This window comes from Tritonibacter litoralis (assembly GCF_009496005.1).
In the GTDB taxonomy this organism is placed as follows: domain Bacteria; phylum Pseudomonadota; class Alphaproteobacteria; order Rhodobacterales; family Rhodobacteraceae; genus Epibacterium; species Epibacterium litoralis.
Genome location: NZ_WIBF01000008.1, coordinates 1 through 23,279, shown reverse-complemented (window position 1 = coordinate 23,279; position 23,279 = coordinate 1). Strand labels below are relative to the sequence as shown.

Annotated in this window: 22 protein-coding genes and 1 riboswitch; of the genes, 12 read left to right on the top strand and 10 right to left on the bottom strand. The window is 56.7% G+C overall.

Annotated features, from left to right (window positions below):
• Positions 1-75 precede the first annotated feature (75 nt).
• The 4 genes from GFB49_RS13005 (at position 76) to GFB49_RS12990 (ending at position 2,857) form a co-directional block, all read left to right on the top strand.
• Entirely contained in the window at positions 76-783 is a 708-nt protein-coding gene (locus GFB49_RS13005) for a DUF484 family protein (protein WP_153216324.1), read from the top strand.
• Positions 780-1,715, top strand: a complete 936-nt coding sequence (locus GFB49_RS13000) for a tyrosine recombinase XerC (protein ID WP_153216323.1) — start codon at positions 780-782, stop codon at positions 1,713-1,715. The genes GFB49_RS13005 and GFB49_RS13000 overlap by 4 nt, the downstream gene beginning before the upstream one ends.
• A gap of 111 nt (positions 1,716-1,826) precedes the next feature.
• Complete coding sequence (locus GFB49_RS12995; RefSeq protein WP_153216322.1) at positions 1,827-2,042, top strand: hypothetical protein; 216 nt, start codon at positions 1,827-1,829, stop codon at positions 2,040-2,042.
• Positions 2,043-2,164: 122 nt separating this feature from the next.
• The gene (locus GFB49_RS12990) at positions 2,165-2,857 is read left to right on the top strand and encodes a CDP-alcohol phosphatidyltransferase family protein (protein ID WP_153216321.1); all 693 of its coding nucleotides are present in this window, start codon (positions 2,165-2,167) and stop codon (positions 2,855-2,857) included.
• Here the strand turns inward: GFB49_RS12990 and GFB49_RS12985 are convergent.
• On the bottom strand, positions 2,854-3,306 hold the full coding sequence (locus GFB49_RS12985) for a methylated-DNA--[protein]-cysteine S-methyltransferase (protein ID WP_153216320.1): 453 nt from the start codon (positions 3,304-3,306) through the stop codon (positions 2,854-2,856). The genes GFB49_RS12990 and GFB49_RS12985 overlap by 4 nt on opposite strands.
• A 216-nt stretch (positions 3,307-3,522) precedes the next feature.
• Here GFB49_RS12985 and GFB49_RS12980 point away from each other — a divergent pair, with 216 nt between their 5' ends.
• Positions 3,523-3,927 (top strand): hypothetical protein, encoded by a 405-nt coding sequence (locus GFB49_RS12980; protein ID WP_153216319.1) that lies wholly within the window; start codon positions 3,523-3,525, stop codon positions 3,925-3,927.
• Positions 3,928-3,957: 30 nt separating this feature from the next.
• On the opposite strand, the gene GFB49_RS12975 is transcribed toward GFB49_RS12980, so the two are convergent.
• The 4 genes from GFB49_RS12975 to ileS all read right to left on the bottom strand — a co-directional run bounded on the left by GFB49_RS12975 (position 3,958) and on the right by ileS (position 10,611).
• Positions 3,958-5,025: a transporter substrate-binding domain-containing protein gene (locus tag GFB49_RS12975; RefSeq protein ID WP_153216318.1), complete on the bottom strand. Its 1,068-nt coding sequence runs from the start codon at positions 5,023-5,025 to the stop codon at positions 3,958-3,960.
• A gap of 11 nt (positions 5,026-5,036) precedes the next feature.
• The gene (locus GFB49_RS12970) at positions 5,037-6,116 is read right to left on the bottom strand and encodes a LysM peptidoglycan-binding domain-containing protein (protein ID WP_153216317.1); all 1,080 of its coding nucleotides are present in this window, start codon (positions 6,114-6,116) and stop codon (positions 5,037-5,039) included.
• A 99-nt stretch (positions 6,117-6,215) separates the two neighbouring features.
• Positions 6,216-7,400, bottom strand: coding sequence for a hypothetical protein (locus GFB49_RS12965; protein ID WP_153216316.1), 1,185 nt, complete (start codon positions 7,398-7,400; stop codon positions 6,216-6,218).
• A 214-nt stretch (positions 7,401-7,614) separates the two neighbouring features.
• Entirely contained in the window at positions 7,615-10,611 is a 2,997-nt protein-coding gene (gene ileS, locus GFB49_RS12960; RefSeq protein WP_153216315.1) for an isoleucine--tRNA ligase, read from the bottom strand.
• 367 nt (positions 10,612-10,978) lie between these two features.
• Here ileS and GFB49_RS12955 point away from each other — a divergent pair, with 367 nt between their 5' ends.
• The 4 genes from GFB49_RS12955 (at position 10,979) to GFB49_RS12940 (ending at position 13,753) form a co-directional block, all read left to right on the top strand.
• Positions 10,979-11,680 carry an FMN-dependent NADH-azoreductase gene (locus GFB49_RS12955; RefSeq protein ID WP_194269343.1) on the top strand — a complete coding sequence of 234 codons (702 nt, stop codon included), beginning with the start codon at positions 10,979-10,981 and terminating at the stop codon, positions 11,678-11,680.
• A gap of 167 nt (positions 11,681-11,847) precedes the next feature.
• Entirely contained in the window at positions 11,848-12,432 is a 585-nt protein-coding gene (locus GFB49_RS12950; protein WP_194269342.1) for a TetR/AcrR family transcriptional regulator, read from the top strand.
• 149 nt (positions 12,433-12,581) lie between these two features.
• Positions 12,582-13,133, top strand: a complete 552-nt coding sequence (locus GFB49_RS12945) for a carboxymuconolactone decarboxylase family protein (protein ID WP_153216312.1) — start codon at positions 12,582-12,584, stop codon at positions 13,131-13,133.
• A 71-nt stretch (positions 13,134-13,204) separates the two neighbouring features.
• Positions 13,205-13,753, top strand: coding sequence for a thioredoxin family protein (locus GFB49_RS12940; RefSeq protein WP_153216311.1), 549 nt, complete (start codon positions 13,205-13,207; stop codon positions 13,751-13,753).
• Between the two features lie 98 nt (positions 13,754-13,851).
• Here GFB49_RS12940 and GFB49_RS12935 read toward each other — a convergent pair whose 3' ends face one another.
• Positions 13,852-14,292: an ion channel gene (locus tag GFB49_RS12935; protein WP_153216310.1), complete on the bottom strand. Its 441-nt coding sequence runs from the start codon at positions 14,290-14,292 to the stop codon at positions 13,852-13,854.
• A 76-nt stretch (positions 14,293-14,368) separates the two neighbouring features.
• Here GFB49_RS12935 and GFB49_RS12930 point away from each other — a divergent pair, with 76 nt between their 5' ends.
• The gene (locus GFB49_RS12930) at positions 14,369-15,616 is read left to right on the top strand and encodes an efflux RND transporter periplasmic adaptor subunit (protein WP_153216309.1); all 1,248 of its coding nucleotides are present in this window, start codon (positions 14,369-14,371) and stop codon (positions 15,614-15,616) included.
• Between the two features lie 3 nt (positions 15,617-15,619).
• The gene (locus tag GFB49_RS12925) at positions 15,620-18,673 is read left to right on the top strand and encodes an efflux RND transporter permease subunit (RefSeq protein ID WP_153216308.1); all 3,054 of its coding nucleotides are present in this window, start codon (positions 15,620-15,622) and stop codon (positions 18,671-18,673) included.
• 103 nt (positions 18,674-18,776) lie between these two features.
• Here GFB49_RS12925 and nrdF read toward each other — a convergent pair whose 3' ends face one another.
• The 4 genes from nrdF to nrdH form a co-directional block, all read right to left on the bottom strand.
• On the bottom strand, positions 18,777-19,748 hold the full coding sequence (gene nrdF, locus GFB49_RS12920; protein ID WP_153216481.1) for a class 1b ribonucleoside-diphosphate reductase subunit beta: 972 nt from the start codon (positions 19,746-19,748) through the stop codon (positions 18,777-18,779).
• 121 nt (positions 19,749-19,869) lie between these two features.
• Positions 19,870-21,993: a class 1b ribonucleoside-diphosphate reductase subunit alpha gene (nrdE, locus tag GFB49_RS12915; RefSeq protein WP_153216307.1), complete on the bottom strand. Its 2,124-nt coding sequence runs from the start codon at positions 21,991-21,993 to the stop codon at positions 19,870-19,872.
• Positions 21,975-22,385 carry a class Ib ribonucleoside-diphosphate reductase assembly flavoprotein NrdI gene (nrdI, locus tag GFB49_RS12910; RefSeq protein ID WP_343032581.1) on the bottom strand — a complete coding sequence of 137 codons (411 nt, stop codon included), beginning with the start codon at positions 22,383-22,385 and terminating at the stop codon, positions 21,975-21,977. The genes nrdE and nrdI overlap by 19 nt, the downstream gene beginning before the upstream one ends.
• A gap of 21 nt (positions 22,386-22,406) precedes the next feature.
• The gene (gene nrdH / locus GFB49_RS12905; protein WP_153216306.1) at positions 22,407-22,631 is read right to left on the bottom strand and encodes a glutaredoxin-like protein NrdH; all 225 of its coding nucleotides are present in this window, start codon (positions 22,629-22,631) and stop codon (positions 22,407-22,409) included.
• A gap of 85 nt (positions 22,632-22,716) precedes the next feature.
• A riboswitch (cobalamin riboswitch) is annotated at positions 22,717-22,909 on the bottom strand.
• Between the two features lie 50 nt (positions 22,910-22,959).
• Here nrdH and GFB49_RS12900 point away from each other — a divergent pair.
• Positions 22,960-23,247 (top strand): hypothetical protein, encoded by a 288-nt coding sequence (locus tag GFB49_RS12900; protein ID WP_153216305.1) that lies wholly within the window; start codon positions 22,960-22,962, stop codon positions 23,245-23,247.
• Positions 23,248-23,279: the final 32 nt, after the last annotated feature.

Here is a 23,279-nt window from a genome sequence, read left to right as displayed (position 1 = left end):
AGACAATACAAACCCTCGCCCTTGTTTGCTCGGCTGTGTTATAGGTCTGCTTAAGTCAGAAATAGAGGCAGACGAATGAGCAGTTCAGCCCAATTGGAAGAGCGCCTGCGCGCCGTCATACTGGAGCAGCCGGATGTGGTGCTGGATGACCCCGGTGTCATGGAGGCTCTGGTGGCCGCAAATGATCGCGCTTTGGGGGCAAATGTTGTGGATATGCGTGGCATCGCCATGTCGCGCCTGGAAGCACGCCTTGACCGGTTGGAGGACACCCATCGGTCGGTGATTGCGGCGGCCTATGAAAATCTTGCGGGCACCAATCAGATCCATCGCGCGGTTCTGGCGCTGTTGGATCCGCAGAGCTTTCAGGCGTTCTTGACGGCATTGGAGACAACGGTCGCCGAAGCGCTTGGGCTGGATGCGCTGACCCTTATTTTGGAAAGCCATCAGGCCGATCAGGCTCAGGATGTGGCACAAGCCAGCCGCGTGTTGCGAGTGATGCCAAAGGGGGCAACGCAGCGCTACCTGGGCCACCGGCGCGACACCCCGCCTGCACCTGTCACCCTGCGGCAGCTGCATGAAGGGGATCCGGAGGTCTTTGGGAACGAGGCCGCCTGGCTGAGGTCCGAGGCAGTCATGGCTTTGGATCTGGGCCCTGGCCGCCTGCCGGCTCTGTTGGTGTTTGGCTCAGAAGATCCGCATCAATTCACGCCGCAGCATGGCACCGATCTGCTTTCGTTCTTTGCGGGGGTGTTTGAACGCGCCTTGCGCAAATGGTTGGCATGAGCGGGGCTGCCCCACCGCTGATTTCGGGCGCATGCCGGGACGCCTTGGAGACCTGGCTGTCCCATATCCGTGCGCTGCAGGGTGCGTCCGACAATACGGTCACCGCCTATGGCGGCGATGTGCGCGACTTTCTAGCCTTTATGACCTTGCATCTTGGCGGGCCGCAGGGACTTGGTGCGCTGGCGCAAATCTCCACGGGTGACATGCGGGCCTGGATGGCTGCAACCCGCGCGGATGGCGTGGGCCCTCGGTCGCTGGCGCGCAAACTGTCGTCAGTTAAAACCTTTTACCGCTGGCTTGCAGAGCGTGAAGGGTTTGAACCCACCGCGGTTTTGTCCGCACGCGCGCCGAAATTCACCCAGAAACTGCCGCGCCCCCTGTCTGAGGATGCCGCCAAGGCGGTTTTGGATACCGTGGCACTGCAATCCCAGACCCCCTGGGTAGCCGCACGGGATGTGGCTGTTGTGACATTGCTTTACGGATTGGGTCTGCGCATCTCCGAAGCCCTGTCGCTCAAAGGGCGCGACGCGCCATTGCCGGACGTGCTGCGGATCCTTGGCAAAGGCCAGAAAGAGCGCATGGTGCCCGTCCTGCCCGTCGCTCGGGACGCGGTCGCGCATTACCTGAAACTCTGCCCCTTTCCACTGGAGGCCGATGGGCCAATGTTTCGCGGCGTGCGAGGCGGCGCGCTGTCTCCCAACCTGATCCAAAAGACGGTCGCCCAGACGCGCGCGCAGCTGGGATTGCCTGCAACCGCCACCCCACATGCGCTGCGCCACAGCTTTGCCACTCATCTGTTGGAAGCGGGCGGTGACTTGCGGTCAATCCAAGAGTTATTGGGCCATGCGTCCCTGTCGACCACCCAGAACTACACGGCCGTGGACACGGCCCATCTGATGGACGTCTACCGGCGCGCGCACCCAAAAGCGTGACCTCATCCCAAGACCCTTAAAATGCAAGGTAAATTGGCAAACCAATATACCGAGATCATTAACCTTGTCCGGGCAGATTGGCGGCATCGACTTTCCAGAAAGGAATCGCAAATGCTGCCCTCAAACGTCCCTGTTGCAGTTCTGATCCAAATGACCAGCGGTGCACCGACATCGCCCACGCCGCCGCTGCCAGGCCCGCTGCGCGCGCCACGTGGACGCCGGATCGAACTGCCCACCACAGAGGTTCCGTTTATCTCTTTTGACGCACGCGATGCCTTTGGCGACATTGACCCCTTTCCGCCGAAACAGGCCGCGCGCCTGCATTAAGCCGGAAACTCCCCACGCATGAGCAGGAAGCAGCCGCCGAGCGTTGACTTGGCGGCGCTTTGGCACGTTTTGAGCGTCCATTCCCCCTTGAAGCCCCGCGCGAAATTCGTCATCACAGTTTGATGACACCACAGTTTCGCGCCCTCTCCGTCCATCTTCTGACCGCAACCGGAGCCGTCTTTGCCATGCTAGCCATGCTGGCAGCAGTTGACGCCCAATGGGACATGATGTTCCTGTGGCTTGTCGTGGCCTTTGCCGTGGACGGTGTGGATGGGCCACTGGCGCGCCATTACAATGTGCGCCGCTTTGCCCCAGAATTTGATGGCGTTCTGCTTGATCTGATCATCGACTATCTGACCTATGTGTTTATCCCCGCCTTTGCGCTGTTTAAGTCGGGGCTGATGGCCGGGTGGACCGGTTGGGCTGCGATCATCGTGATCACCTTTGCCTCAGCGATGTATTTTGCCGACACCCGGATGAAGACCAAAGATAACTCCTTTTCGGGCTTTCCGGGCTGCTGGAATATGCTGGTTCTGGTGATCTTTGCGCTGGAGCCGAGCCATTGGACAAGCCTGGTGCTTGTCACCGCGCTGGCGGTTGCCATGTTCCTGCCGCTCAAATTCATTCACCCGGTGCGCACCGAACGCTGGCGTAAGCTGTCACTGCCGATGGCCTTGGCCTGGACCTTCTTTGCCGGATGGGCGGCCTGGGTCAATTTCCACCCTGAAAGCTGGGCTCACTGGGGGTTGGTGATCACCTCGGTCTATCTTCTGTTGGTTGGGGTCGCCCAGCAGATCCTACCCCAACGCCGTTAAATCAACAGGCCCGCTGCGCCCTCGTGGCGCAACAGGGCCACCTTGGTCTCGACGCCCCCCGCGCCGGAAAACCCGCCCAAACCATTGGCAGCCAAAACCCGATGGCATGGGATCAGCACCGGCAACGGGTTGGCCCCACAGGCGTTGCCCACCGGCTGCGCTGCAGATCCCAGATCGCGCGCAAGATCGCCATATTGGCGCGTCTCCCCAAAGGGGATTTTCATCATCAGGCGGCAGACCTCTTTCTGGAACACACTCCCCTCGACCCGCAGCGGCAGATCAAAGACCTGCAAACAACCTGCAAAATACGCTTCCAGCTGAGATTGCGCCTCATCCAGGACATCTGACCCTTCTGATTCCGTGCCACTCCATGCCAGATGCGTGATTTCCCCATCGATCTCGCTGACAAACAACCGCCCGACGGGGGTCAAAAGTGAAGAAGTCTGCATAGATTCCTCTAAAATTTTATGTTGTTTTTAAACGACTTATTGCCGAAATAGGCAAGCCAAGGCGCGCAACCACAATATATTGTAGCTCGCCTTTTGGGTAGGGAAAACAGGGTTAACAAACTATCCGAATTTGTTAACCACCACCCGGAAGCGCAGGCCACTTTTCCTAAAATTCGCGTAAAACGTATTTAAGAGTTGTTAGGAAAGGTAAAGAACATGAACCCGATCAGCGCCGCCACAAATGTTCAAAGCGTCAGTGTTTACCGCAAGCTGAACGGTCACCTGAACGGCCGCTCTGTCACACAGGTCAACAAGGCGGAAAACACGCCCAACGCAGACAATCGCAAGATGGGTCTGAAAAACGCCGAGATCCGCGTGGCCCGTCAGGAAAAAACGCAAGAGCTGTACGAAGCCCGCACCGCACATCACATGCCCTTCAACATGGCCATGGAACACGCCGTCCAAAACCGCATTAACAATCCACAGCAGCGCAACACCACTCAGAAAACCATCGACGCTGTTCGCGACCTGCGCGGCGGTGTGCACGCAGGCCCGCTTCCCACAAGCGCCGTTGCGGCACAGAACCGCTACCACAGCATGCGCATTAACGGTTACGTCTGATCCAAACACAAGGGCCCGGCTGAGCGCCCGTTACTGAAGCTCAGACCAGAACGTTTCCAGATGCCGGGTCATGATTTGGTCGAACTGACCACTTTGCCGCAACGCTTTCAGCCCCGCATTCAGCCGATACAGATGAGACGTCCCACGCCAGTGGCTTTTTGAAATCACCGCATGCAGGCCGATTTCACCAACCGGACGTTCCAGCGGCACGACTTGGCTGCGCAGCCCTTCTTGCACAATGGTTTCCGCGCCCAAGAACAGGTTCATCGCTACCGCATCCACGCGCCCTTGGCCCAGCATGCTGAAACACTCACGCGGGTGACGGGGGGCCAGGACTTTGATGTCGGCCTCGGCCATCCAGGGTTGATCCGCTGTATCCAGATCATGATTGAAATACCCATTGGGACGGCAGATCGTCTTGCCGCTCAGGTCAGACATCTGCTCAAACGCAATCGGGCGCTGCGCATCCACAAACAGCATCACCGGTAGGCTAACCACCGGGTCAGAGAAATGAAAGCTGACACAGCGCTCATGACCGGGGTTGGCGGCGCAATCCGGTTTGACCCAGGGAAAGCCGATATCAAAGGCCTTTTCATCCAGCTGCGGGAACAAATGCTCGGTCCAATCATCATCCCAGGCCAGAGCAAAGGTGACTTTTGACGGGCTTGCCTCCAGCGCGGCGGTGATCAGCTCGGTCACCATCCCCTGCCCCGGCAGATCCTGGCCGGAAAATGGTCCAAAGTTGCCCCCGGTCAACAGAGTCATATCCGCCTGAGCCAACGGCGTTGTCGCGACGGGTTTGACGGCTGCTGGTTCTGGCTGTTCCGGTGCAGCCGCGGCCTGCGTTTCTGCTTCGGGCGGGCATGGGATAAACAGGGTCCGACCTGGAATGACGGTCGAGGCCGCCAACAGGCGCTTATTCTGTTCGAAGATCAGCTCCCAGTGTTCGCGGTCGCCGTAATGCTCTTCGGCGATGGAAAACAGGTTGTCTCCGGGTTTGGACACGTAGTCCACATTGCAAATCGCCAGCGCCGCCGAGGGGCTGAGCCCCAGGGCAAACGCGGCACTCATGACGGGTCGGTTCACGAAATTCCGCATTTCACGCCCCATTAGAACCCGGCCCAGATCCGAGCCATGTGACCCTCGATGATGGACTGATAGGCACCGGTCTCGTGGATCTTGCGCAGACCATCATTGACCATGCCCAGGATTTTGGTCGCCTCAGGGTGGGATTTATGCACGATGACATGCAGCGCTTGGATCGAAATCGGCTCGGGCACAACCGCAAACTCATCCGTCAGTCCAAGTTCGGCAATATGGGCGCGACCTGTGAATTCATTCATCACGGCCGCATCGGCTTCGCCGGCCAAAACCATCTCGTAGCACTCTGTCGGCGTAAGCGGTTGAACCAGCTTCACTTTGCCATCACGCAACCAGTGGCGGCCATCCTGTTCAAACAGATAGGCTTCGTAGCCTTGGGGGCGGCAGAAGGTTTTACCAAACAGATCTTCGTCTTTGGAGAAGGTCAGCGGGCGGTCTTTATCGGTAAACATAAGCACCAGCACCTCGAACATCGGATCCGAGAAGTGGAAATTCACACAGCGATCCGCCTCGGGGTTGCTGGCACAGTCGGGTTTGTACCAGGGAAAGCCAGCATCCAAAAGCGCGTTGGACAACAGCGGCTCCTCATGCGCGGTCCACAGGTCCACCCAATGGATCGCGTACCCATCTGCCGGGTTTACCGCCTTCATCGCCGCATCCACGATTTCGGTCATGATGCCGCCGGCGTGCAGCTGTTTGCCAGTGAAAGGCTCAAAATCATCTGCTGTCAGCAGGTTGATCTTGTGGCGCACCTCTGCGTTGCCCTTGGCGATCTCCACTGGACGCGCAACAACAGGTTCTGCTGCGGCAATCTCTTTGCCGCCTTCCAAACCTTCGGGCAGGCCCGCGATACAAGGGATATCCAGCTTCATGCCAACGCGGATTGCATTTGGACTGGACCCAATTTGCGTGATGTTCTGGGTATGGATCAGGCTCCATTTGCCCACATCCTTATATAGGCGATCCGCAATCAACGAGAGGCTATCGCCGGATTGAACGGTGTAAACACCCCCGCAGGTCTGGGCAGCGGCAGAGTGAGCAGCCAGGGCGCTGAGCCCAAGGGTGGCAGCAGTCAGTAGTGTCTTCATAGGTCCCTCAGAAAACATGGCAGCGTATCGCCAAAAGAGGCGACACAAAGGGTAAAATTATGGGGAAACTGCGAGCACAGATCACCCGCAGCCAAGTTGTTATTGTGCGATAAACAGGCTCAGGATGGTGTGCGTATCCACCTGACCATCCGGCAGGATAAAGCCTTGCGGTACTGTAATCCGCCCGTCGCTGTTGGCTGCAATAAGCATTTCGGCAATCTCAGCTTCGGATTTCCCGGCGGTGGTTGCATCGCTGACCAGACGGTAGATGTCGCTCACGGCAGCGCGGGTTTCTGTCTCAGCTGAAGTTGCAGGCGCGCGAAGCGCATCCAATGTGCCAGTGGTCAGCCGCGCCACAAGATCCGCGCTGGGGGCATTGGGCCCAGATGATGGCAGCACCAAAACTTCCTTGCGCGTTTGCACCGGCGTTTCAACGGGATCGACCGGAGCCTCAGCGGCGGTCGACTTTGCTTCTTTGGCAAAAGCTGCAACCTGCGCCGGATCGGCCTGAAACAGGCTTGCGGCTTTGAATTTCAACTCTTTGACTTCCGGTGCCGGGGGCACTGCCTGTGGCTTTGGCGCTGCGCCTAGTTTTGCAATGGCTTGAGCAATCGCATGGGCCATTGCGTCGTCGCCAGCTTCTGCCTCCTGCTGCGCTGGCTCAACAGCCGCCTGGACTGGGACAACCACCGCCGCCTTGTCCGGCTCCACTTCTGGCGTCACAATCCGGGCCGCTACGGTTTTTGGGGCTGCAACCACAGGCTGGGATTCAACCACAACTGGCGCAGGCGCCGATACCGGCTCAACCTTGGTGATCTCAACAGGCTGCTCAACCGGGGCAGGCACAGGTTCGGACAGTGTTGCAACGGGTCGCGGTGCAGGAGTTTCTGGCTGCGCTTGCGCAACGGCTTCAGAGCGCCCGCCTGAGAATTGCAAAACCCCAAGCCCCAGCGCCAAAACGCCCAGCGCGGCAGCGGCCAAGCCCAACGGCTTCAAGGACGACCGTCCAGAGCTGGTTGAAGGTTCAAACAAAACATCGCCTTGGGCGCTGGCCGATGACAGGCTATGTGGCGGTCTTTCGGGATGCGGCGCCGTCTTGGCCTTCTGCGGCGCTCCGCTTGTTGCCGCAGCCGGTGCAGGCTGGCCGTCTGGCGGTGTCTTCAGCGCAATTTTGATATTGCCGCCTGCAGAAACGCTTTTGACTTTTACAGTTCCGGGTTTTGTTGCGCCCTGCCCCAATTGGCTTGTGTCGTGCGCACCACCGCTCTTTAATTCCTTTTGCATTAAAACCGCATCCCCCGCAAAACAGGTCCTCATTTATGAGGTACCGCCGAAAATCTACATTTCGTTAAGGGTTTGTTAACCACTGCTAGTGAATCGGTCAACATTTAGTGCAAACGATCTGGCCGAACACAGCTTTTGGCGGATTTAGGAACACAGAAAAAAGGCGCCCCAATCTGCAGAGCGCCTTTGTCTTGTTATTCCACACGGAAGGAAATCACCCCAACGCGTCGTTGCAGCGTCCGCAAACGCCCACATTGGCAAACATCCCGACGTCCGGCAGGATTTTCCAGCAGCGCTGGCATTTCTCACCCTCTGCCTTGGCAAAGACAACGCCCACACCAGGCACGTCTTCCAAGGTGAAGGCCCCTTCGGGGATCGGATCCGTGGACAACTCCAGCTGCGAGGTGATGCAGATATCTGCAAACCGTTTGGGGTTGTTGATCTCTTCCAGGATTTCCGGTGTCACAAAGACCTTTGGATGGGCTTCCAGCGAGGACCCAATGGTTTTCTCTTTACGCTCAAGCTCCAGACAACCGGTCACCACACGACGCACCGACGCCAGCGTCTGCCAACGCGCCCGCATCTCAGGGTGTTTCCACTCAGGCTGCGGCTCTGGGAAATCTTGCAGATGGATAGAACTGTCATCACCCGGGAACCGCTCCAGCCAGATCTCTTCCATGGTAAAGACCAGGATCGGAGCCAACCATGTGGTCAGACGGTGGAACAGGATATCCAGAACCGTCCGGCAGGACCGGCGCAGATCAGAATCCACCGGATCGCAATACAGAACGTCTTTGCGGATATCGAAATACATCGACGACAGGTTGATGGTGGCAAAGTTGAAGATCTTGTTGAACACGCCAGAGAAATCGAACTTGGCGTAGCCTTCGCGCACCTCGTCTTCCAGCTGGGCGACGCCGTCCAGCATCAACTTTTCCAGCTCGGTCATCTGCGCATAGGGCATGCGCTCTTCCTCGGTGAACCCATCCAGGTTGCCCAGGATAAAACGCATGGTGTTGCGCAGACGACGGTAGCTGTCGGCGGTGCCTTTCAGGATTTCCGGACCGATGCGCTGGTCGGCGGTGTAATCCACCTGCGCCACCCACAGACGCAGGATATCCGCGCCGTATTGCTTCACAACCTCTTCCGGCACGATGGTATTGCCCAGGGACTTGGACATTTTCATGCCCTTCTCATCCAAGGTAAACCCATGCGTCACAACATTGCGATAGGGCGCACGGCCCTTGGTGCCACAGGCCTGCAACAACGACGAGTGGAACCAGCCACGGTGCTGGTCGGTACCTTCCATATAGACATCCGCAATGCCGTCTTCGGTCCCGTCTTCTCGGTCGCGCAGCACAAAGGCATGGGTCGAACCGGAATCAAACCACACGTCCAGAACGTCAAACACCTGATCATAGGCTTCAGGGTCGGCAATACCGTCGAGAACCTTCGCCTTGAACCCGTCTTCATACCAGACATCCGCACCGTTTTCTTCAAAGGCGGCTTTGATGCGGGCGTTGACCTCATCATTGCGCAGCAGGAAGTCCGCATCCGTCGGCAGCGCGCCTTTCTTGGTGAAACAGGTCAGCGGCACACCCCAGGCGCGTTGGCGCGACAGGACCCAGTCAGGACGCGCTTCGATCATGGAGTAGAGGCGATTGCGGCCGGTCTGCGGTGTCCATTTGACCAGTTCGTCGATGGAGCGCAGCGCACGTTCGCGGATGGTGTCGCCCATCTCGCCCATGCCGTCATCCAGCTTGCGATCCACACCGGCAAACCACTGCGGCGTGTTGCGATAGATGATCGGCGCTTTGGAGCGCCAGGAGTGCGGGTAGCTGTGTTTGATCTTGCCACGAGCCAAGAGGCCGCCAACCTCGACCAGCTTGTCGATCACCGCCTTGTTTGCATCGCCCTCGCCGCCTTTGCGGTTGAGGATATACTTGCCGCCAAAGAACGGCAGATCCGCTCGGAAACCCCCATCATCCATAACGTTATAGGTGATGACCTGCTCCAGCATGCCCAGATCGCGGTAGAGCTCAAATTCTTCCATACCGTGGGAGGGCGCGCAGTGTACAAAACCGGTCCCTTCGGTATCAGTCACAAACGGGGCAGCGCGGAAATCGCGGATGTCGTCCCATTCGCCATTGGAGCCTTCGGCCCCCGCCAGCGGGTGGGCCAGCTCGAGTTTCTCAAGTTCTTCAACCGAAATATCAGAAATCCGCTTGTACTGATCCTCTGCCAAACGGGCGCGTTTGAATACATCCGCAGCCAGATTATCGGCCAACAGGTATTTTTCACCCACTTTCAGCCAGCATTCCTCGGGCGTGCCTGTCACCTCATAGAGGCCATAGGCAATGTCTTCGCCGAAAACGACCGCTTTGTTCGATGGCATGGTCCAAGGCGTTGTGGTCCAGATTACAACATAAGCGTCTTCTGTCAGATCATGCAGGCGCTCCATATGAGGAGTCATCTGAACCCCATCACCACCACGTGAGGTAGGTTCGATCACAAACTCACTCTGATCAACAGACACTTTGAACTTCACATAGATGGTGAAGCTTTCCTTGTCGTGATACTCCACCTCGGCTTCGGCCAGGGCGGTTTTCTCCATCGGAGACCACATCACCGGTTTGGAGCCCTGATACAGCGTGCCGTTCATCAGGAACTTCATGAACTCATCCGCGATCACAGCCTCGGCGTGATAGTTCATGGTCAGATAGGGATCTTCCCAATTGCCGGTGATGCCCAGACGTTTGAACTCTTCACGCTGGATCTTCACCCATTCATCGGCAAAGGCGCGGCACTCCTGACGGAACTCAACAACCGGGACGTTGTCTTTGTTCTTGCCCTTCTTGCGGTATTTCTCTTCGATCTTCCATTCGATCGGCAGACCATGACAGTCCCAGCCCGGAACATACCGCGCATCAAACCCCATCATCTGGTGGCTGCGCACGATCATATCCTTGATCGTCTTGTTCAGCGCGTGACCAATGTGCAGATGCCCGTTGGCATAGGGCGGTCCGTCATGCAGCGTAAAAGGTGTGCGACCTTCTTTTTCACGCAGGCGGTCGTAAACGCCGATTTTCTCCCAGCGTTCCAGCCATGCGGGCTCGCGCTTGGGCAGGCCTGCGCGCATGGGGAAATCGGTCTGCGGCAGTTTCAGCGTGTCTTTGTATTCAGGTGTTTCAGTGGTCTTGTCGGCGCACATCAGCGGGCGTCCTCTGGATATCTGATCTGAGATGATCTGGTCGGAAAGTGAAATATTCGGAGCAGCGCGAAGTCTCAAGCGCCTTTGCCCGGCGTCTCGCATGGTCCCAAATGGGGATCAGAGCGCCGGGTATATAATTCGAATAATGATGGCCGCACGGTGGGACATGAGCGGGGTTATAGGCGCTCTGTCACAGGGCGTAAAGTGGCGATCCACCCCTTGCGACAGACCAATTTGCACATAGGGTCGCAGGTGACAAGCACCGACATAAAACTCACGATCATGTAACTTGCTTGGACATCACGGGGCAGTTACATGTTCAGTAACCCACAAAGTGACACTTAAACGGTTACGACGGAGACCTATGATGAAATTCCTCAACTTCCTCTTTGGCAAACGCGCCACCACGCCTGCCGCCGCTCCTGCAAATGCTGCGCCCGCAAAACGCATTCTGCATATCGTGGCCTCACCGCGCGGTGCGGACTCGCAGTCCTCCAAACTGGCGCACGCTTATCTTGAAGCTGCCAAGGCCGAGAACCCAAATGTGGTGATCGATGTGCTGGACCTGTGGGAGGCTGACCTGCCGGAATTCGACGGCGACAAAGCAGCCGCCAAGATGACATTCTTTGGCGTGGGCGAAATGGACGGCCAGCGCCAGACCGCATGGGACCAGATCGTGGCCATCACAGATCGGTTCACCAGCGCAGATGAATATGTGTTGTCAGTGCCGATGTGGAATGGTGGCATCCCTTATCGTCTGAAGCAATACATTGACATCATCACTCAGCCGGGCCTGACCTTTGGCTTTGGTCCCGAGGAAGGTTACTTTGGCCTCCTGAAGGATAAGACCGCGCGCGTGTTCTATACCGCTGGCGTCTACGCGCCGGGCGCGGATGCAAAATACGGCGAAGACTATCACTCGGCCTATCTGACCTGGTGGCTGGAGCTGATCGGTGTCAAAGAAATCAAAGTTGTCCGCTTCCAGCCGTCGCTGATGACCGCAGACCAAGCCGGCGATCAAAGCGCCGCGGTGCAACGCTCTTCTGCTTTGGCACAAGCGGCAAAGTAAGCCGGGCTTTTTCCTGCGCGACCTGGTTCCGCGGGATCAAAGTAAACGAACAAATGCATCCCCGGCGCTCCACTTGCGTCGGGGATTTGTCGTCCCAATTTCCCAAGCACCATAGGCAACCGGCCCTGCAATCGTTAAATTCCCCGCAGACCAAGAGATTGAGCACCATGGCCCGCAGCAGAATTTACGACGAAGACCTCGCCACAGAACGCGCCATGACGTTGTTCTGGCGCAAAGGCTATGAGCCCACATCGATCACCGATCTGACCGAGGCGATGGGGATCAACAAAGGCAGCCTCTATCATTCTTTTGGCAGCAAGCAGAACCTCTTTCACACTGTCTTTCTGAAATACAACAACGACTATCGCCGCGAGACTTTGAACCGGATGGCCCAAAACCCGGACCCTTTGGCCGCCATTGATGATCTCTTTGCGGAAATGGTCGCACAAAGCCTCAATGACACGGAAAAGAAGGGCTGTTTTGTCATCAACACCGCTCTGGAGTTGGAGGCCCACAGCCCAGAGGTGCAAGCGATGGTCCGCGAGGGTCTGGCCGAGTTCGAAGATTTTTTTGCAGACAAGCTGACATTGGCCCGCGACCAGGGGCGTCTGCCCGTAGATTTTGATGTGCGCGGCACCGCCCAAGCCCTGCTTGCGTTAGAAACGGGGCTACGGGTGCTGGCACGGGGTGTTTTCGACGCTGCCGCGCTGAATACCTTACGCCATCAGGCGCGCCGATTGACCGCAGTTTAACCTCACGCAAAAACTTTCTTGACCGATCGTTATAATTTCTCGCGCCTCATTCTTGAACGATCGGTTTAATATTCCTATCTGCGGATCACCTGTCGGTAAAACCCGTTCAACCGGCCGGTATTTATGACTGCTCAAATAGGAAAACCCTGATGTCCACCTTTGAACTCCACACCATCGAATCCGCCCCCGAAGCCGCCAAGGGGATGATGGAAGCCTCTGAAAAAGCGTATGGTTTCTTGCCGAACCTCTATCGCAACATGTCCGAAGCCCCGGCCCTGCTGGAGGGGTATCTGACGCTTTCCAAGATCTTTGACACCACCAGCTTTACCGAGACCGAGCGTCAGATCGTTCTGATGACCAACAACCGCCTGAATGGCTGCACCTATTGCATGGCGGCGCACACCACCTTGGCGCAGATGGGTGGCGTGGCCGATGACGTTGTGGCCTCTTTGCGCGACGGCAGCGCGATTGCGGATACCCGCCTTGAAGCGCTGCGCCAATTTGCGATTATCGTCAATGAAACCCGCGGTTACCCAAGCGACGGTGACATCTCTGCCTTCCTGGAAGCTGGCTTTACCAAGCAAAACGCCTTGGAAGTTCTGGTTGGCACCGCTTTGAAAGTGCTGTCCAATTACACCAACCACATTACGCATACTCCGCTGGATGCCGCGTTTGTTCCGAACAAGTGGTCAAACGACTAACCCCACGTGACCTGAGGTTCGGCCCTTACTCTGGGGCCGAACCACCTAGACTTACCCACTGGAGGCTCAAAATGCTGTTGAATACCCCTGCCTGTGATCTGGGACGCCCTGCCCCGCTGTTTGAGCTGCCAGACCCGGACGGTCAGATCCATGCCTTGGCGGATTACCTGCAAAGCGGCCCAGTTTTACTGGCGTTTATCTGCAATCACTGCCCTTATGTTCAGGCCATCGCGGAGCGATTGGCGGCGGATGCGGACACATTAAAAACCGACGGCATCCATACATTGGCGGTTATGTCCAATGATTATGACTATGTCCCAGCAGATCGCCCTGAAGAGATGAAGCGGTTCGCCGCAGCCTATGGGTTCCGCTTTCCATATCTGGTGGACCGTGACCAAACCGTTGCGCAGGCCTATGGCGCAGTGTGCACGCCGGATTTCTTTGGCCTGGATGCACAGGGCACGCTGCAATATCGCGGTCGTCTGGATGATGCAGGGCGCGGTTCTACACAGGGGCGCAGGCCTGAGCTGTTGGAGGCCATGCGCGAAATCGCGGCAACGGGCAAAACAACGCAAGCCCAACACCCCAGCATCGGCTGTTCCATCAAATGGCGCGGCTGAGTTCTGGCAGACACGGCCTTTAAACGTTTCGCACGCGAAACAATTGACCGTAGGATCGAGACGCAACAGAGCGTAAAAAGTGGGACCAGAATTTGCAGTTACCGAGGGTCTTGTTGGATATTCGGGAACAGCCGGACAATAATACCCAACAGAAACGCGGTACTGATCCCAAAGCACAAAAGCCCGGTTATAGAGGCAAACGTACCGTAAATGCGGTGCCCCTGTTCCAATGTGATGTCGCCGTAGCCCAGCGTTGTATAGGTCACGAGGGAAAAGTAAAAAGACGTCTCAAACTCTTGTACCGCACCGGTCCACATAAAGGACAATGCCCAAAGCCAGATTTCAAAGGCATGGGCCAGAACCATCAGCATAACGCCGACCGCTAGAATAACGTTCTCCCGTAGCAGGTGATGAGCGTGTTCAAGCTTTTGGGTCAGAGAGACAATAATCTGGATACTGCCCGCCAGAATAACGACGTGCAGTAAGGCGCATGCAACCAAGAGCGTAGAGCCGTAGAAAATTTGCCCTAAAAAGATCATGGATAAAGGATTCCGCTTTCGTTGTTTTTAGAGTGGTTTATGGTGCTCGTAGACATCCCACAATTGGAGCTGTTAAATGTTTCCCTGCAAATTTATTTTCGCCACCGCGGTTGGTCTGACCTTGCCAGCAGCGGCAGTTCTTGCGCAGGATGCTGCCAGACCGGCAAAAGTCTTTCAAGTCGAACAAGCCAAAGGCGAGATTACCCGCACCTATCCGGCCATCGTTCTACCGTCGGAAGAGGTTGAACTGTCATTCCGTGTCAGCGGTCAGGTGCTGGAACTGCCGATCCGAGCCTCCACACAGGTGGCAAAAGGAGACGTGATCGCGCAGCTTGATCTGCGGAATTTCCAGAGCCAGGTGGCCCAGCTGGAAAGTCAGCGCGATCAAGCGGCAGCTCAGCTGGATGATCTCAAGGCTGGTCTGCGCCCCGAAGAAATCGCATCTTTGGAGGCGGCTGTTGCCTCGGCCCAAGCACAGTTCGACCAAGCACAGGAACAAGCCGACCGGACCCGCGAATTGGTGGCGCGCAACGTCAGCGCCCAGGCCACATTGGATCAGGATGAGGCCAATCTGCGGGTGGCTGAGGCAAACCTGGAAGCGCAAAAAGAAGCTTTGTCTCTGGGCCTTGCCGGCGCGCGCGACGAAGAGCTGGCAGCCGCGAGCGCGGCCCTCGCTGGAGTTGAAGCACAGCTGCAAAAGGCGCAAGACGATCTGGATGACGCCACCTTGGTTGCGCCCTTTGACGGGCTGATTGCACGTCGGGACATCGACAATTTCACCAATGTTCAGGCGGGTCAAACCATCGCGCTTTTGCAAAAGCTGGAACCTTTGCACATGACCTTTGACGTGCCGGGCCCGGATGTGACCGCTTATTCGCTGGCAGGTATCGAAAACATCACGATCCAAGCAGAGTTTGACTCGCTGCCAGGCCTGCTCCTTGAAGCCGAAGTGGTTGAGTTTGCGCTCCAGGCGGATGCCAGCACTCAGACCTATCGCGGTCGGGCCTCGGTTCCCCAGCCAGAAACCGTTCGAATGCTGCCTGGCATGGCAGGCCGGGTGAAGACATTCGCTCCGACTGCAGTGCCCGACATCCTCGAAATTCCGCTGACAGCCGTGGCCGCCGCTCCGGACGGGGCTCCTTTTGTCTGGCTGGTGGACGCGCAGAACGCCGTGTCCAAACAATCAGTGAGCCTGGGAAATGCTGCTGGCGACAAGGTCACCGTGACCGATGGCCTGAGCGTCGGGGATCGGGTGATTGCAGCCGGGGTCAGCCAGATCCAAGACGGGATGACAATCCGCCCCTTCACCCGTTTTGGAGGCTAACAGATGGATCTTGCCCGTTTTGCCATTACCAAACGGCTGATTTCAGCTGTTTGTACCTTTCTGATCCTTTATGCCGGCTATTTCGCCTATAACGCGCTGCCGCGGTTTGAAGATCCTGAATTTATCGTCCGCCAGGCCCAGATTATCACGCCCTATCCCGGTGCCTCTGCCGAAGAGGTTGCCGATGAGGTCACCGAAGTCATTGAAAACGCGCTGCAACAGCTGCAGGGCATTGATGAGGTGCGCTCTGTCTCCTCTCCCGGCGTGAGCACGGTGACCGTGGAATTCACGATCAAATCCACCCCGGACTACCCGGCGCTTTATGAACGCTTTGCCCAGATGCGGGCCAAAGTGGATGACGCACAGTCCCTGTTGCCGCCCAATGCGCTGCAGACCCAAGTCTATGATGATTTTGGCGATGTATATGCGATCTATCTGGCCGTGGTTGGTGACGGCTATACGATGACTGAACTCTATGAATACGCCAAGGATCTGCAGCGGGAGCTGGTGACTGTCGATGGCGTCTCCAAAGTGGTTCTGAACGGGGTGCAGGATGAGGTGATCCATGTGGATTACTCCCCTGCTCGTCTGATTGGTCTGGGCCTGTCCACCAGCCAGATTGCGCAGGTTCTGGAGGGGCAAAACCTGGTGACACCCGGCGGCTCTATCCAGGCTGGACGCACCCGGCTTGAGGTGCGTGCCCGGTCCGGCGTGTCGACGGTGGATGCAATCAGCAATCTGTTGATTACCAACCCGCAAACCGGCGCTTCGTTTCGCTTGATGGATATTGCGACGGTGACGCGCGGCCTCAAGGAACCGGCCTCCACGCTCTTGTATCGTGATGGACGTCCTGCCGTGGGGATCGGCATTTCCAACACACGCGGCGGCAATGTTGTGAATATGGGCAACGCCGTCCAGGCCAAGATGGACAGTCTGATCAGCGAACGTCCCATCGGCATGGAGGTTCTGGCGATCTCGGATCAATCCGTTTCGGTCAAAGAATCCGTCGATGCCTTTGTGATGAATGTCATCGTGGCGCTGGCCATTGTGGTGGGCACGCTGCTGATTTTCATGGGGCTGAGGTCCGGTATCCTGATGGGGGGCATCCTCTTGGTGACCGTCGCAGGCACTTTGATGGGCATGTATCTCTATGGGCTTGATATGCAGCGGATCTCGCTTGGGGCGTTGATCATTGCTCTGGGCATGCTGGTCGACAACGCCATCGTGGTGGTCGAGGGCACATTGGTGCGGGTGCAAAAGGGAGAAAACCCGGCTGAGGCGTCGATCGCCATTGTGAACCAGACCAAATGGCCCCTGTTGGGGGGCACCGTGGTGGGGCTGCTGGCCTTCTCGCCCGTTGGGTTTTCGCCGGATAACACCGGTGAATACGCAGGCAGCCTGTTCTGGACCATCTCGATCTCGCTCCTGTTTTCCTGGGTCGTGGCGATCTGGCTGACGCCCTATTTCTGCACGCTGCTGCTGAAACCCGGCAAAGACACCGGTGAGGAACAGGAGAACATTATCCTACGCCTTTATCGCCGGTTCCTCGATCTGGCGGTGCGACTGCGATACGCCACTGTGGCGATTGTTGTGGGGCTGTTTGTTTCGGCCATCTTGCTGTTCTCTTTGGTGCCGCCGGGCTTTTTCCCCAGCTCAACCCGGCCGCAGTTTGTGGTGGATTTCTTCCTGCCCCAGGGCAGCGATATCGCAGCCACCGAAGCAGACATTACCGAAATCGCAGATCAAATCCGCACCCTGCCCGGCGTCACCTCGACCAATACAATGGTGGGTGGCGGCCATTTGCGGTTCATGTTGGTCTATGAGAGCGAGACGCAGAACAGCTCTTATGCGCAGATCCTGATTGATGTGGAGGAATTTGCCCAAATCGACGGGCTACAAGCCGAGCTGCAAAGCTGGATCGACGAGAACTATCCAGAAGCAAACACCAAAGTCTGGAAATTCGTTCTGGGTCCCGGAGGCGGTTCCAAGGTTGAAGCGCGTTTCCTGGGCCCCGATCCTGCGGTGCTGCGAGGATTGGCGGATGAGGCCAAGGTCATCATGGCCAATGCCGGGGCCGTAGCGGTCAAGGACGATTGGCGCGAACAGGTGCCGGTGATCCGCCCCGTCATCAACACCGAAAACGCCCGCCGTCTGGGCCTGACGCAGGGAGAGATCTCAAACGCGATCTACACCCATCTTAATGGCGCCAACCTTGGCGTGTATCGCGAGGGCGAAGAGTTCCTGGACATCGTGATGCGCGCGGTTGAGGCTGAGCGCAATGACGTTGGGGAATTGCACAACATCCAGATCTTCTCGCAGGTGATCGGAGGCTATGTGCCGATGACGCAGGTGGTCGACCGATTTGATGTTGTGTTTGAGGCTGGCAATCTGCGCCGGATCGACCGCAAGCTGGCAATCACAGCCCAGTCGGACAATGCGCCCGGCGTGCGGTCTGGCGATCTGTTCGAAGAGGTCCGACCTGAAGTGGAAGCCATCGAACTGCCACCGGGATATACGCTGGAATGGCACGGAGAATATGGCAACTCAGCCGAAGCCAATGCAGGCCTTGCATCAACCATGCCCCTTGGCTTTGGTGCGATGGTGCTGGTGGTTATCTTCCTCTTCAACAAGGTGCGCCAGCCGTTGATCATCTGGTTGACGGTGCCCCTGGCCTTGATCGGCGTTGTTTGGGGGCTCGCGGTCACACAGACCCCGATGGAGTTCATGGCGATCCTTGGCGTTTTGTCTCTGACAGGGATGTTGATCAAAAACGCAATTGTTTTGATTGATGAAACGGACAGTCAAATCGCCGGAGGAAAAGCGCGTATGCAAGCGGTGGTGGACGCCGCCGTCAGCCGGGTGCGCCCTGTGTCTTTGGGGGTTTTGACCACGGTTCTGGGGGTTGTGCCACTGATCTGGGATCCGTTCTTCAAGTCCCTTGCGGTGGTCATCATCTGCGGTCTGAGCTTTGCGACGATCCTGACCCTGATTGTGGTGCCAACCCTTTATGCGATCTTCTTCCGGATCCGCATGGATGAGGTTGAAACGCAAGCGTAAAAAAAACCGCTCAGACCTGTTTCTATACAGGTCTGAGCGGAACAACCGTTGAATGGCACTGAAACCGCTTCAAGTGCTTGCCGCCAAAGGCCGCGACGCAGGATCAGAAATCCCAGTCTTCATCCTCAGTCGCAACCGCCTTGCCGATCACATAAGAGGAACCAGAGCCCGAGAAGAAGTCATGGTTTTCGCTGTCAGGGCTTAGGGCTGCCAAAATGGCAGGGTTGACCTCTGAAACCTCAGGCGGAAACAACGCTTCAAAGCCCAGGTTTTGCAAAGCCTTGTTTGCATTGTAATGCAAAAAGACTTTGACATCCTCCGTCAGCCCGATCTCATCATAAAGCTCTTCGGTGTATTGGTTTTCAATCCCATAAAGCTCGAACATCAAACCAAAGGCATAATCCTTCAGCTCCTGTTGCGCCGTCTCGTCGAGCTTCTCGTAGCCACGCTGGAATTTATACCCGATGTAATACCCATGCACGGCCTCATCGCGAATAATCAGGCGGATGAGGTCAGCGGTATTGGTCAGCTTGGCACGGCTGGACCAATACATAGGCAGGTAAAAACCCGAATAAAACAGGAAGCTTTCCAGGAATACACTGGCGATCTTGCGTTTCAGGGGATCATTGCCTGGCGCATAGGTCTCCAGGATTGCGCGAGCCTTGGCCTGTAGATGTGGGTTCTCCTCAGACCAGCGGAAAGCCTCGTCGATTTCCTTGGTGGAACACAGCGTCGAGAAGATCGAGGAATAGCTGCGCGCATGCACCGCTTCCATAAAGGCGATATTGGTCAGAACCGCCTCTTCATGCGGGGTAATTGCATCGGGCATCAGCGCCGGCGCACCGACAGAGTTCTGAATCGTGTCCAACAGCGTCAACCCTGTAAACACCCGGATTGTCAGCTCTTTTTCGCGTTCGGTCAGGGTGGCCCAGCTTTGGATATCATTGGACAATGGAACCTTTTCCGGCAGCCAGAAATTGACGGTCAGGCGGTTCCAGACCTCCAGGTCTTTTTCATCGTCAAGGCGGTTCCAATTGATTGCACGCGGGATCGTCACGGGTTTCAGGCCAGTCATTTCATTCATGATCTGTGTCTCTTCAGCTTGGGCCACGGGACCCTTTCATCTTTTTCAAAATACTTCGGGGGAGGCCGCTTGGCGGCCGGGGGCAGAGCCCCCGTCCGAGTCAGGCTTCACCTTACAATGTGCAGGACACGCAGCCCTGAACCTCGGTTCCCTCCAGAGCCTCCTGGCGCAGGCGCACATAGTAGATGGTCTTGATGCCTTTCTTCCACGCATAGATCTGTGCTTTGTTGATGTCGCGTGTGGTGGCTTCGGCGGGGAAGAACAGGGTCAGGGACAGGCCCTGATCCACATGTTCCGTTGCCGCCGCATAGGTGTCAATCAGCGCTTCCGGGCCGATCTCATAGGCATCGCGATAATACTCCAGGTTCTCATTCGACATAAATGCCGCCGGGTAATAGACGCGACCGATCTTGCCTTCTTTGCGGATCTCGACTTTTGAGACAATCGGGTGGATCGACGAGGTTGAATTGTTGATATAGGAGATCGACCCGGTCGGCGGCACCGCCTGAAGGTTCCGGTTATACAGCCCGTGCTCCATGACATCGGCTTTCAGCGCCGCCCAATCCGCCTGGGTCGGAAGGTCCATACCCGCAAACAGCGCAGTCACCTTTTCGCTCTCAGGCAGCCAGCTGCGGCTGGTGTATTTGTCAAAGAAACTGCCAGATGCATAATCAGAGTCGGCAAAGCCTTTGAACGATGCGCCCTGTTCCTGCGCCAGGTCGCAGGAGGTGCGAAGCGCGTGATACGCCACTGCCGCAAAATAGACGGATGTGAACTCAATCCCTTCGGGGCTGCCGTAATGGATGTGCTCACGCGCCAAGAACCCATGCAGGTTCATCTGACCCAGACCAATGGCGTGGCTGTCGTCATTGCCCTTACGGATGGAGGGCACAGAATCGATTGCGGACATCTCGGACACAGCCGTCAACGCCCGAATGGCTGCGCCCACCGTTTGACCCAGATCCTTGCCGTCCATGGTCTTGGCAATGTTGAGCGAGCCAAGGTTGCAGGAAATGTCGCTGCCCATCTTGGAATAGCTCAGATCATCATTGAACTCGGACGCTTCGTTCACCTGCAGGATTTCTGAGCAGAGGTTGGACATATTGATCCGACCCGCCACCGGGTTCATCCGGTTCACAGTGTCCTCAAACATCACATAGGGGTAGCCTGATTCAAACTGGATCTCGGCGATGGTCTGGAAGAACTCCCGCGCGTTAACTTTGGATTTGCGGATGCGTTTGTCATCCACCATTTCGTCGTATTTCTCGGTGACCGAGATTTCCGAGAAGGGCACGCCATACACTTTTTCCACATCATGTGGCGAAAACAAATACATGTCGGCGTTTTTCTTGGCGAGTTCAAAGGTGATGTCCGGGATCACAACACCCAGTGACAGAGTCTTGATCCGGATCTTCTCGTCCGCGTTTTCCCGCTTGGTGTCCAAAAACCGCATGATATCCGGGTGGTGGGCGTTCAGATAGACCGCACCGGCCCCTTGTCGCGCGCCCAACTGATTTGCATAGGAAAAACTGTCTTCAAGCAGTTTCATCACCGGGATCACACCCGAAGACTGGTTTTCAATCCCTTTGATCGGCGCGCCATGTTCGCGGATATTGGTGAGCAACAAAGCCACACCACCGCCGCGTTTGGACAGCTGCAGGGCCGAGTTGATGCCGCGCCCGATGCTTTCCATATTGTCTTCAAGCCGCAGCAAGAAGCAGGAGATCAGCTCACCACGGGACTTCTTGCCTGCGTTCAAAAACGTGGGCGTTGCGGGTTGGAACCGGCCATCCAAAATCTCTTCCATAAAGGAGGTGGCCAGCTTTTCGTCACCGCGTGCCAGGGTCAGGGCGGTCATCACAACACGGTCTTCGTAACGCTCCAGAAAGCGTTGTCCGTCGCGGGTTTTCAACGTGTAGGAGGTGTAATATTTGAACGCGCCCAGGAATGTCGGGAACCGGAACTTCTTGGCATAGGCCGCATCCCACAGCGCGCGTTGGAAGTTCTTGGAGTACTGGTCCAGAACATCCTCTTCATAATAGCCTTCGCTGACCAAATAGCGCAGTTTTTCATCCAGCGAGTGGAAGAAGACAGTGTTCTGATTCACGTGTTGCAGAAAATACTGCCGCGCCGCCATCCGGTCTGCGTCAAAACGGATGTGCCCGTTTTCATCATAAAGATTCAGCATCGCGTTGAGCGCGTGATAATCCAGACCGTTCAGGTCACTGTCGAGCATAACTCAGTCTCCAGGCGGCGCAGCCCGTCGCGGGTGCGGATAACATCGGTTTCGGTGCCTGCCAGCTCAAACGAATACAGCAGCGGCACGTTGCATTTTTGGGAGATGATGCGGCCAGCCAAAGCGTAAGTCGCACCAAAATTTCGATTTCCAGATCCGATCACCCCAACCAGTTTTTCACGGGTTTCAGGGTTGTTCAGAAACCGGATGACCGGCTTTGGAACCGCGCCGCGCCCTTCGCCATCTGCATAGGTGGGGCAGATCAGCACAAACGGTCCCTGCGGCTTGTCTGTGGGTGTTTCCACGTCAGGAATGCGATGGGCCGGATGGTCCAGGCGGTCCACAAACCGCGCGGTATTGCCAGAGCGGGAGGAGAAAAAGAACACCTCCACCCCGTCTGTGCGCACCACGGGTCAGGACGCCAATTGCGCGATCATATCCGGGCGAAAGCCCGACCAATGCGCGTCACCAGCCACAACAACAGGCGCTTGGCGGTAGCCCAATTCGGTCACAGTGTTCAGGGCGTTATCATCCTGACTCAGGTCCACGAGATCATAAGAGATCCCTTTGGCATCCATGGCGCGGGTGGTGGCAGTGCATTGGACGCAGGCGGGCTTGGAGTAGACGATAATGCTCATATGATCCTCTTTCTTTTGTCAAAGCCGAGGACGCAGAGCGGAAGTGGACACCTTCCGATCATTCGCCCCCGAACCCTCCGTTCGTGGTAGTCGTGGCGCTCGGGCAGGTCTCCTGACTTGCGGTTCGACGTTTGGCTGGCCTTCCCGGAAACGAAAAGCTCCAGTGGCTTAACAAGCCGCACTCACCGCTTACAGTTGCGGGGGCAGTACCGGATTTTCACCGATTTCCCTCTTAGCCTGAGATCGGAATCACAGGAACCGAAGCGCCCTCATATTGGGGCTTAACTCTTATTTAAGTCAATATGTAGTGGCTGCTCGGTTTTGAAAAATGTTCGACCATCGGCCTTTTCCAGAGAAGCTTTCAAAACGACGATCTATGCACGAAGCGGCTTTTAGCGTTGCAGACTGCTCTGGCGATGAGCTTCACGAGCTGCTGGATCGGGTTGTCGTTTCTTACGATCAAGATGCCAAGAACCACATCCTGGACATTCCGGGCAATTTGATCACCATGCTCAAACAGACGAAGCCCGCCGAGGAGGCGGGCATTTATGATGCTAAAAGTTCGCTGATATTGGTTGCGGGAGTAGGATTTGAACCTACGACCTTCAGGTTATGAGCCTGACGAGCTACCTGGCTGCTCCATCCCGC

Coding starts and splice junctions, on each gene's coding strand:
- GFB49_RS13005 (WP_153216324.1), top strand. CDS start 76: ATGAGCAGTTCAGCCCAATTGGAAGAGCGCCTGCGCGCCGTCATACTG.
- GFB49_RS13000 (WP_153216323.1), top strand. CDS start 780: ATGAGCGGGGCTGCCCCACCGCTGATTTCGGGCGCATGCCGGGACGCC.
- GFB49_RS12995 (WP_153216322.1), top strand. CDS start 1,827: ATGCTGCCCTCAAACGTCCCTGTTGCAGTTCTGATCCAAATGACCAGC.
- GFB49_RS12990 (WP_153216321.1), top strand. CDS start 2,165: ATGACACCACAGTTTCGCGCCCTCTCCGTCCATCTTCTGACCGCAACC.
- GFB49_RS12985 (WP_153216320.1), bottom strand. CDS start 3,306: ATGCAGACTTCTTCACTTTTGACCCCCGTCGGGCGGTTGTTTGTCAGC.
- GFB49_RS12980 (WP_153216319.1), top strand. CDS start 3,523: ATGAACCCGATCAGCGCCGCCACAAATGTTCAAAGCGTCAGTGTTTAC.
- GFB49_RS12975 (WP_153216318.1), bottom strand. CDS start 5,025: ATGCGGAATTTCGTGAACCGACCCGTCATGAGTGCCGCGTTTGCCCTG.
- GFB49_RS12970 (WP_153216317.1), bottom strand. CDS start 6,116: ATGAAGACACTACTGACTGCTGCCACCCTTGGGCTCAGCGCCCTGGCT.
- GFB49_RS12965 (WP_153216316.1), bottom strand. CDS start 7,400: ATGCAAAAGGAATTAAAGAGCGGTGGTGCGCACGACACAAGCCAATTG.
- ileS (WP_153216315.1), bottom strand. CDS start 10,611: ATGTGCGCCGACAAGACCACTGAAACACCTGAATACAAAGACACGCTG.
- GFB49_RS12955 (WP_194269343.1), top strand. CDS start 10,979: ATGAAATTCCTCAACTTCCTCTTTGGCAAACGCGCCACCACGCCTGCC.
- GFB49_RS12950 (WP_194269342.1), top strand. CDS start 11,848: ATGGCCCGCAGCAGAATTTACGACGAAGACCTCGCCACAGAACGCGCC.
- GFB49_RS12945 (WP_153216312.1), top strand. CDS start 12,582: ATGTCCACCTTTGAACTCCACACCATCGAATCCGCCCCCGAAGCCGCC.
- GFB49_RS12940 (WP_153216311.1), top strand. CDS start 13,205: ATGCTGTTGAATACCCCTGCCTGTGATCTGGGACGCCCTGCCCCGCTG.
- GFB49_RS12935 (WP_153216310.1), bottom strand. CDS start 14,292: ATGATCTTTTTAGGGCAAATTTTCTACGGCTCTACGCTCTTGGTTGCA.
- GFB49_RS12930 (WP_153216309.1), top strand. CDS start 14,369: ATGTTTCCCTGCAAATTTATTTTCGCCACCGCGGTTGGTCTGACCTTG.
- GFB49_RS12925 (WP_153216308.1), top strand. CDS start 15,620: ATGGATCTTGCCCGTTTTGCCATTACCAAACGGCTGATTTCAGCTGTT.
- nrdF (WP_153216481.1), bottom strand. CDS start 19,748: ATGACTGGCCTGAAACCCGTGACGATCCCGCGTGCAATCAATTGGAAC.
- nrdE (WP_153216307.1), bottom strand. CDS start 21,993: ATGCTCGACAGTGACCTGAACGGTCTGGATTATCACGCGCTCAACGCG.
- nrdH (WP_153216306.1), bottom strand. CDS start 22,631: ATGAGCATTATCGTCTACTCCAAGCCCGCCTGCGTCCAATGCACTGCC.
- GFB49_RS12900 (WP_153216305.1), top strand. CDS start 22,960: ATGTTCGACCATCGGCCTTTTCCAGAGAAGCTTTCAAAACGACGATCT.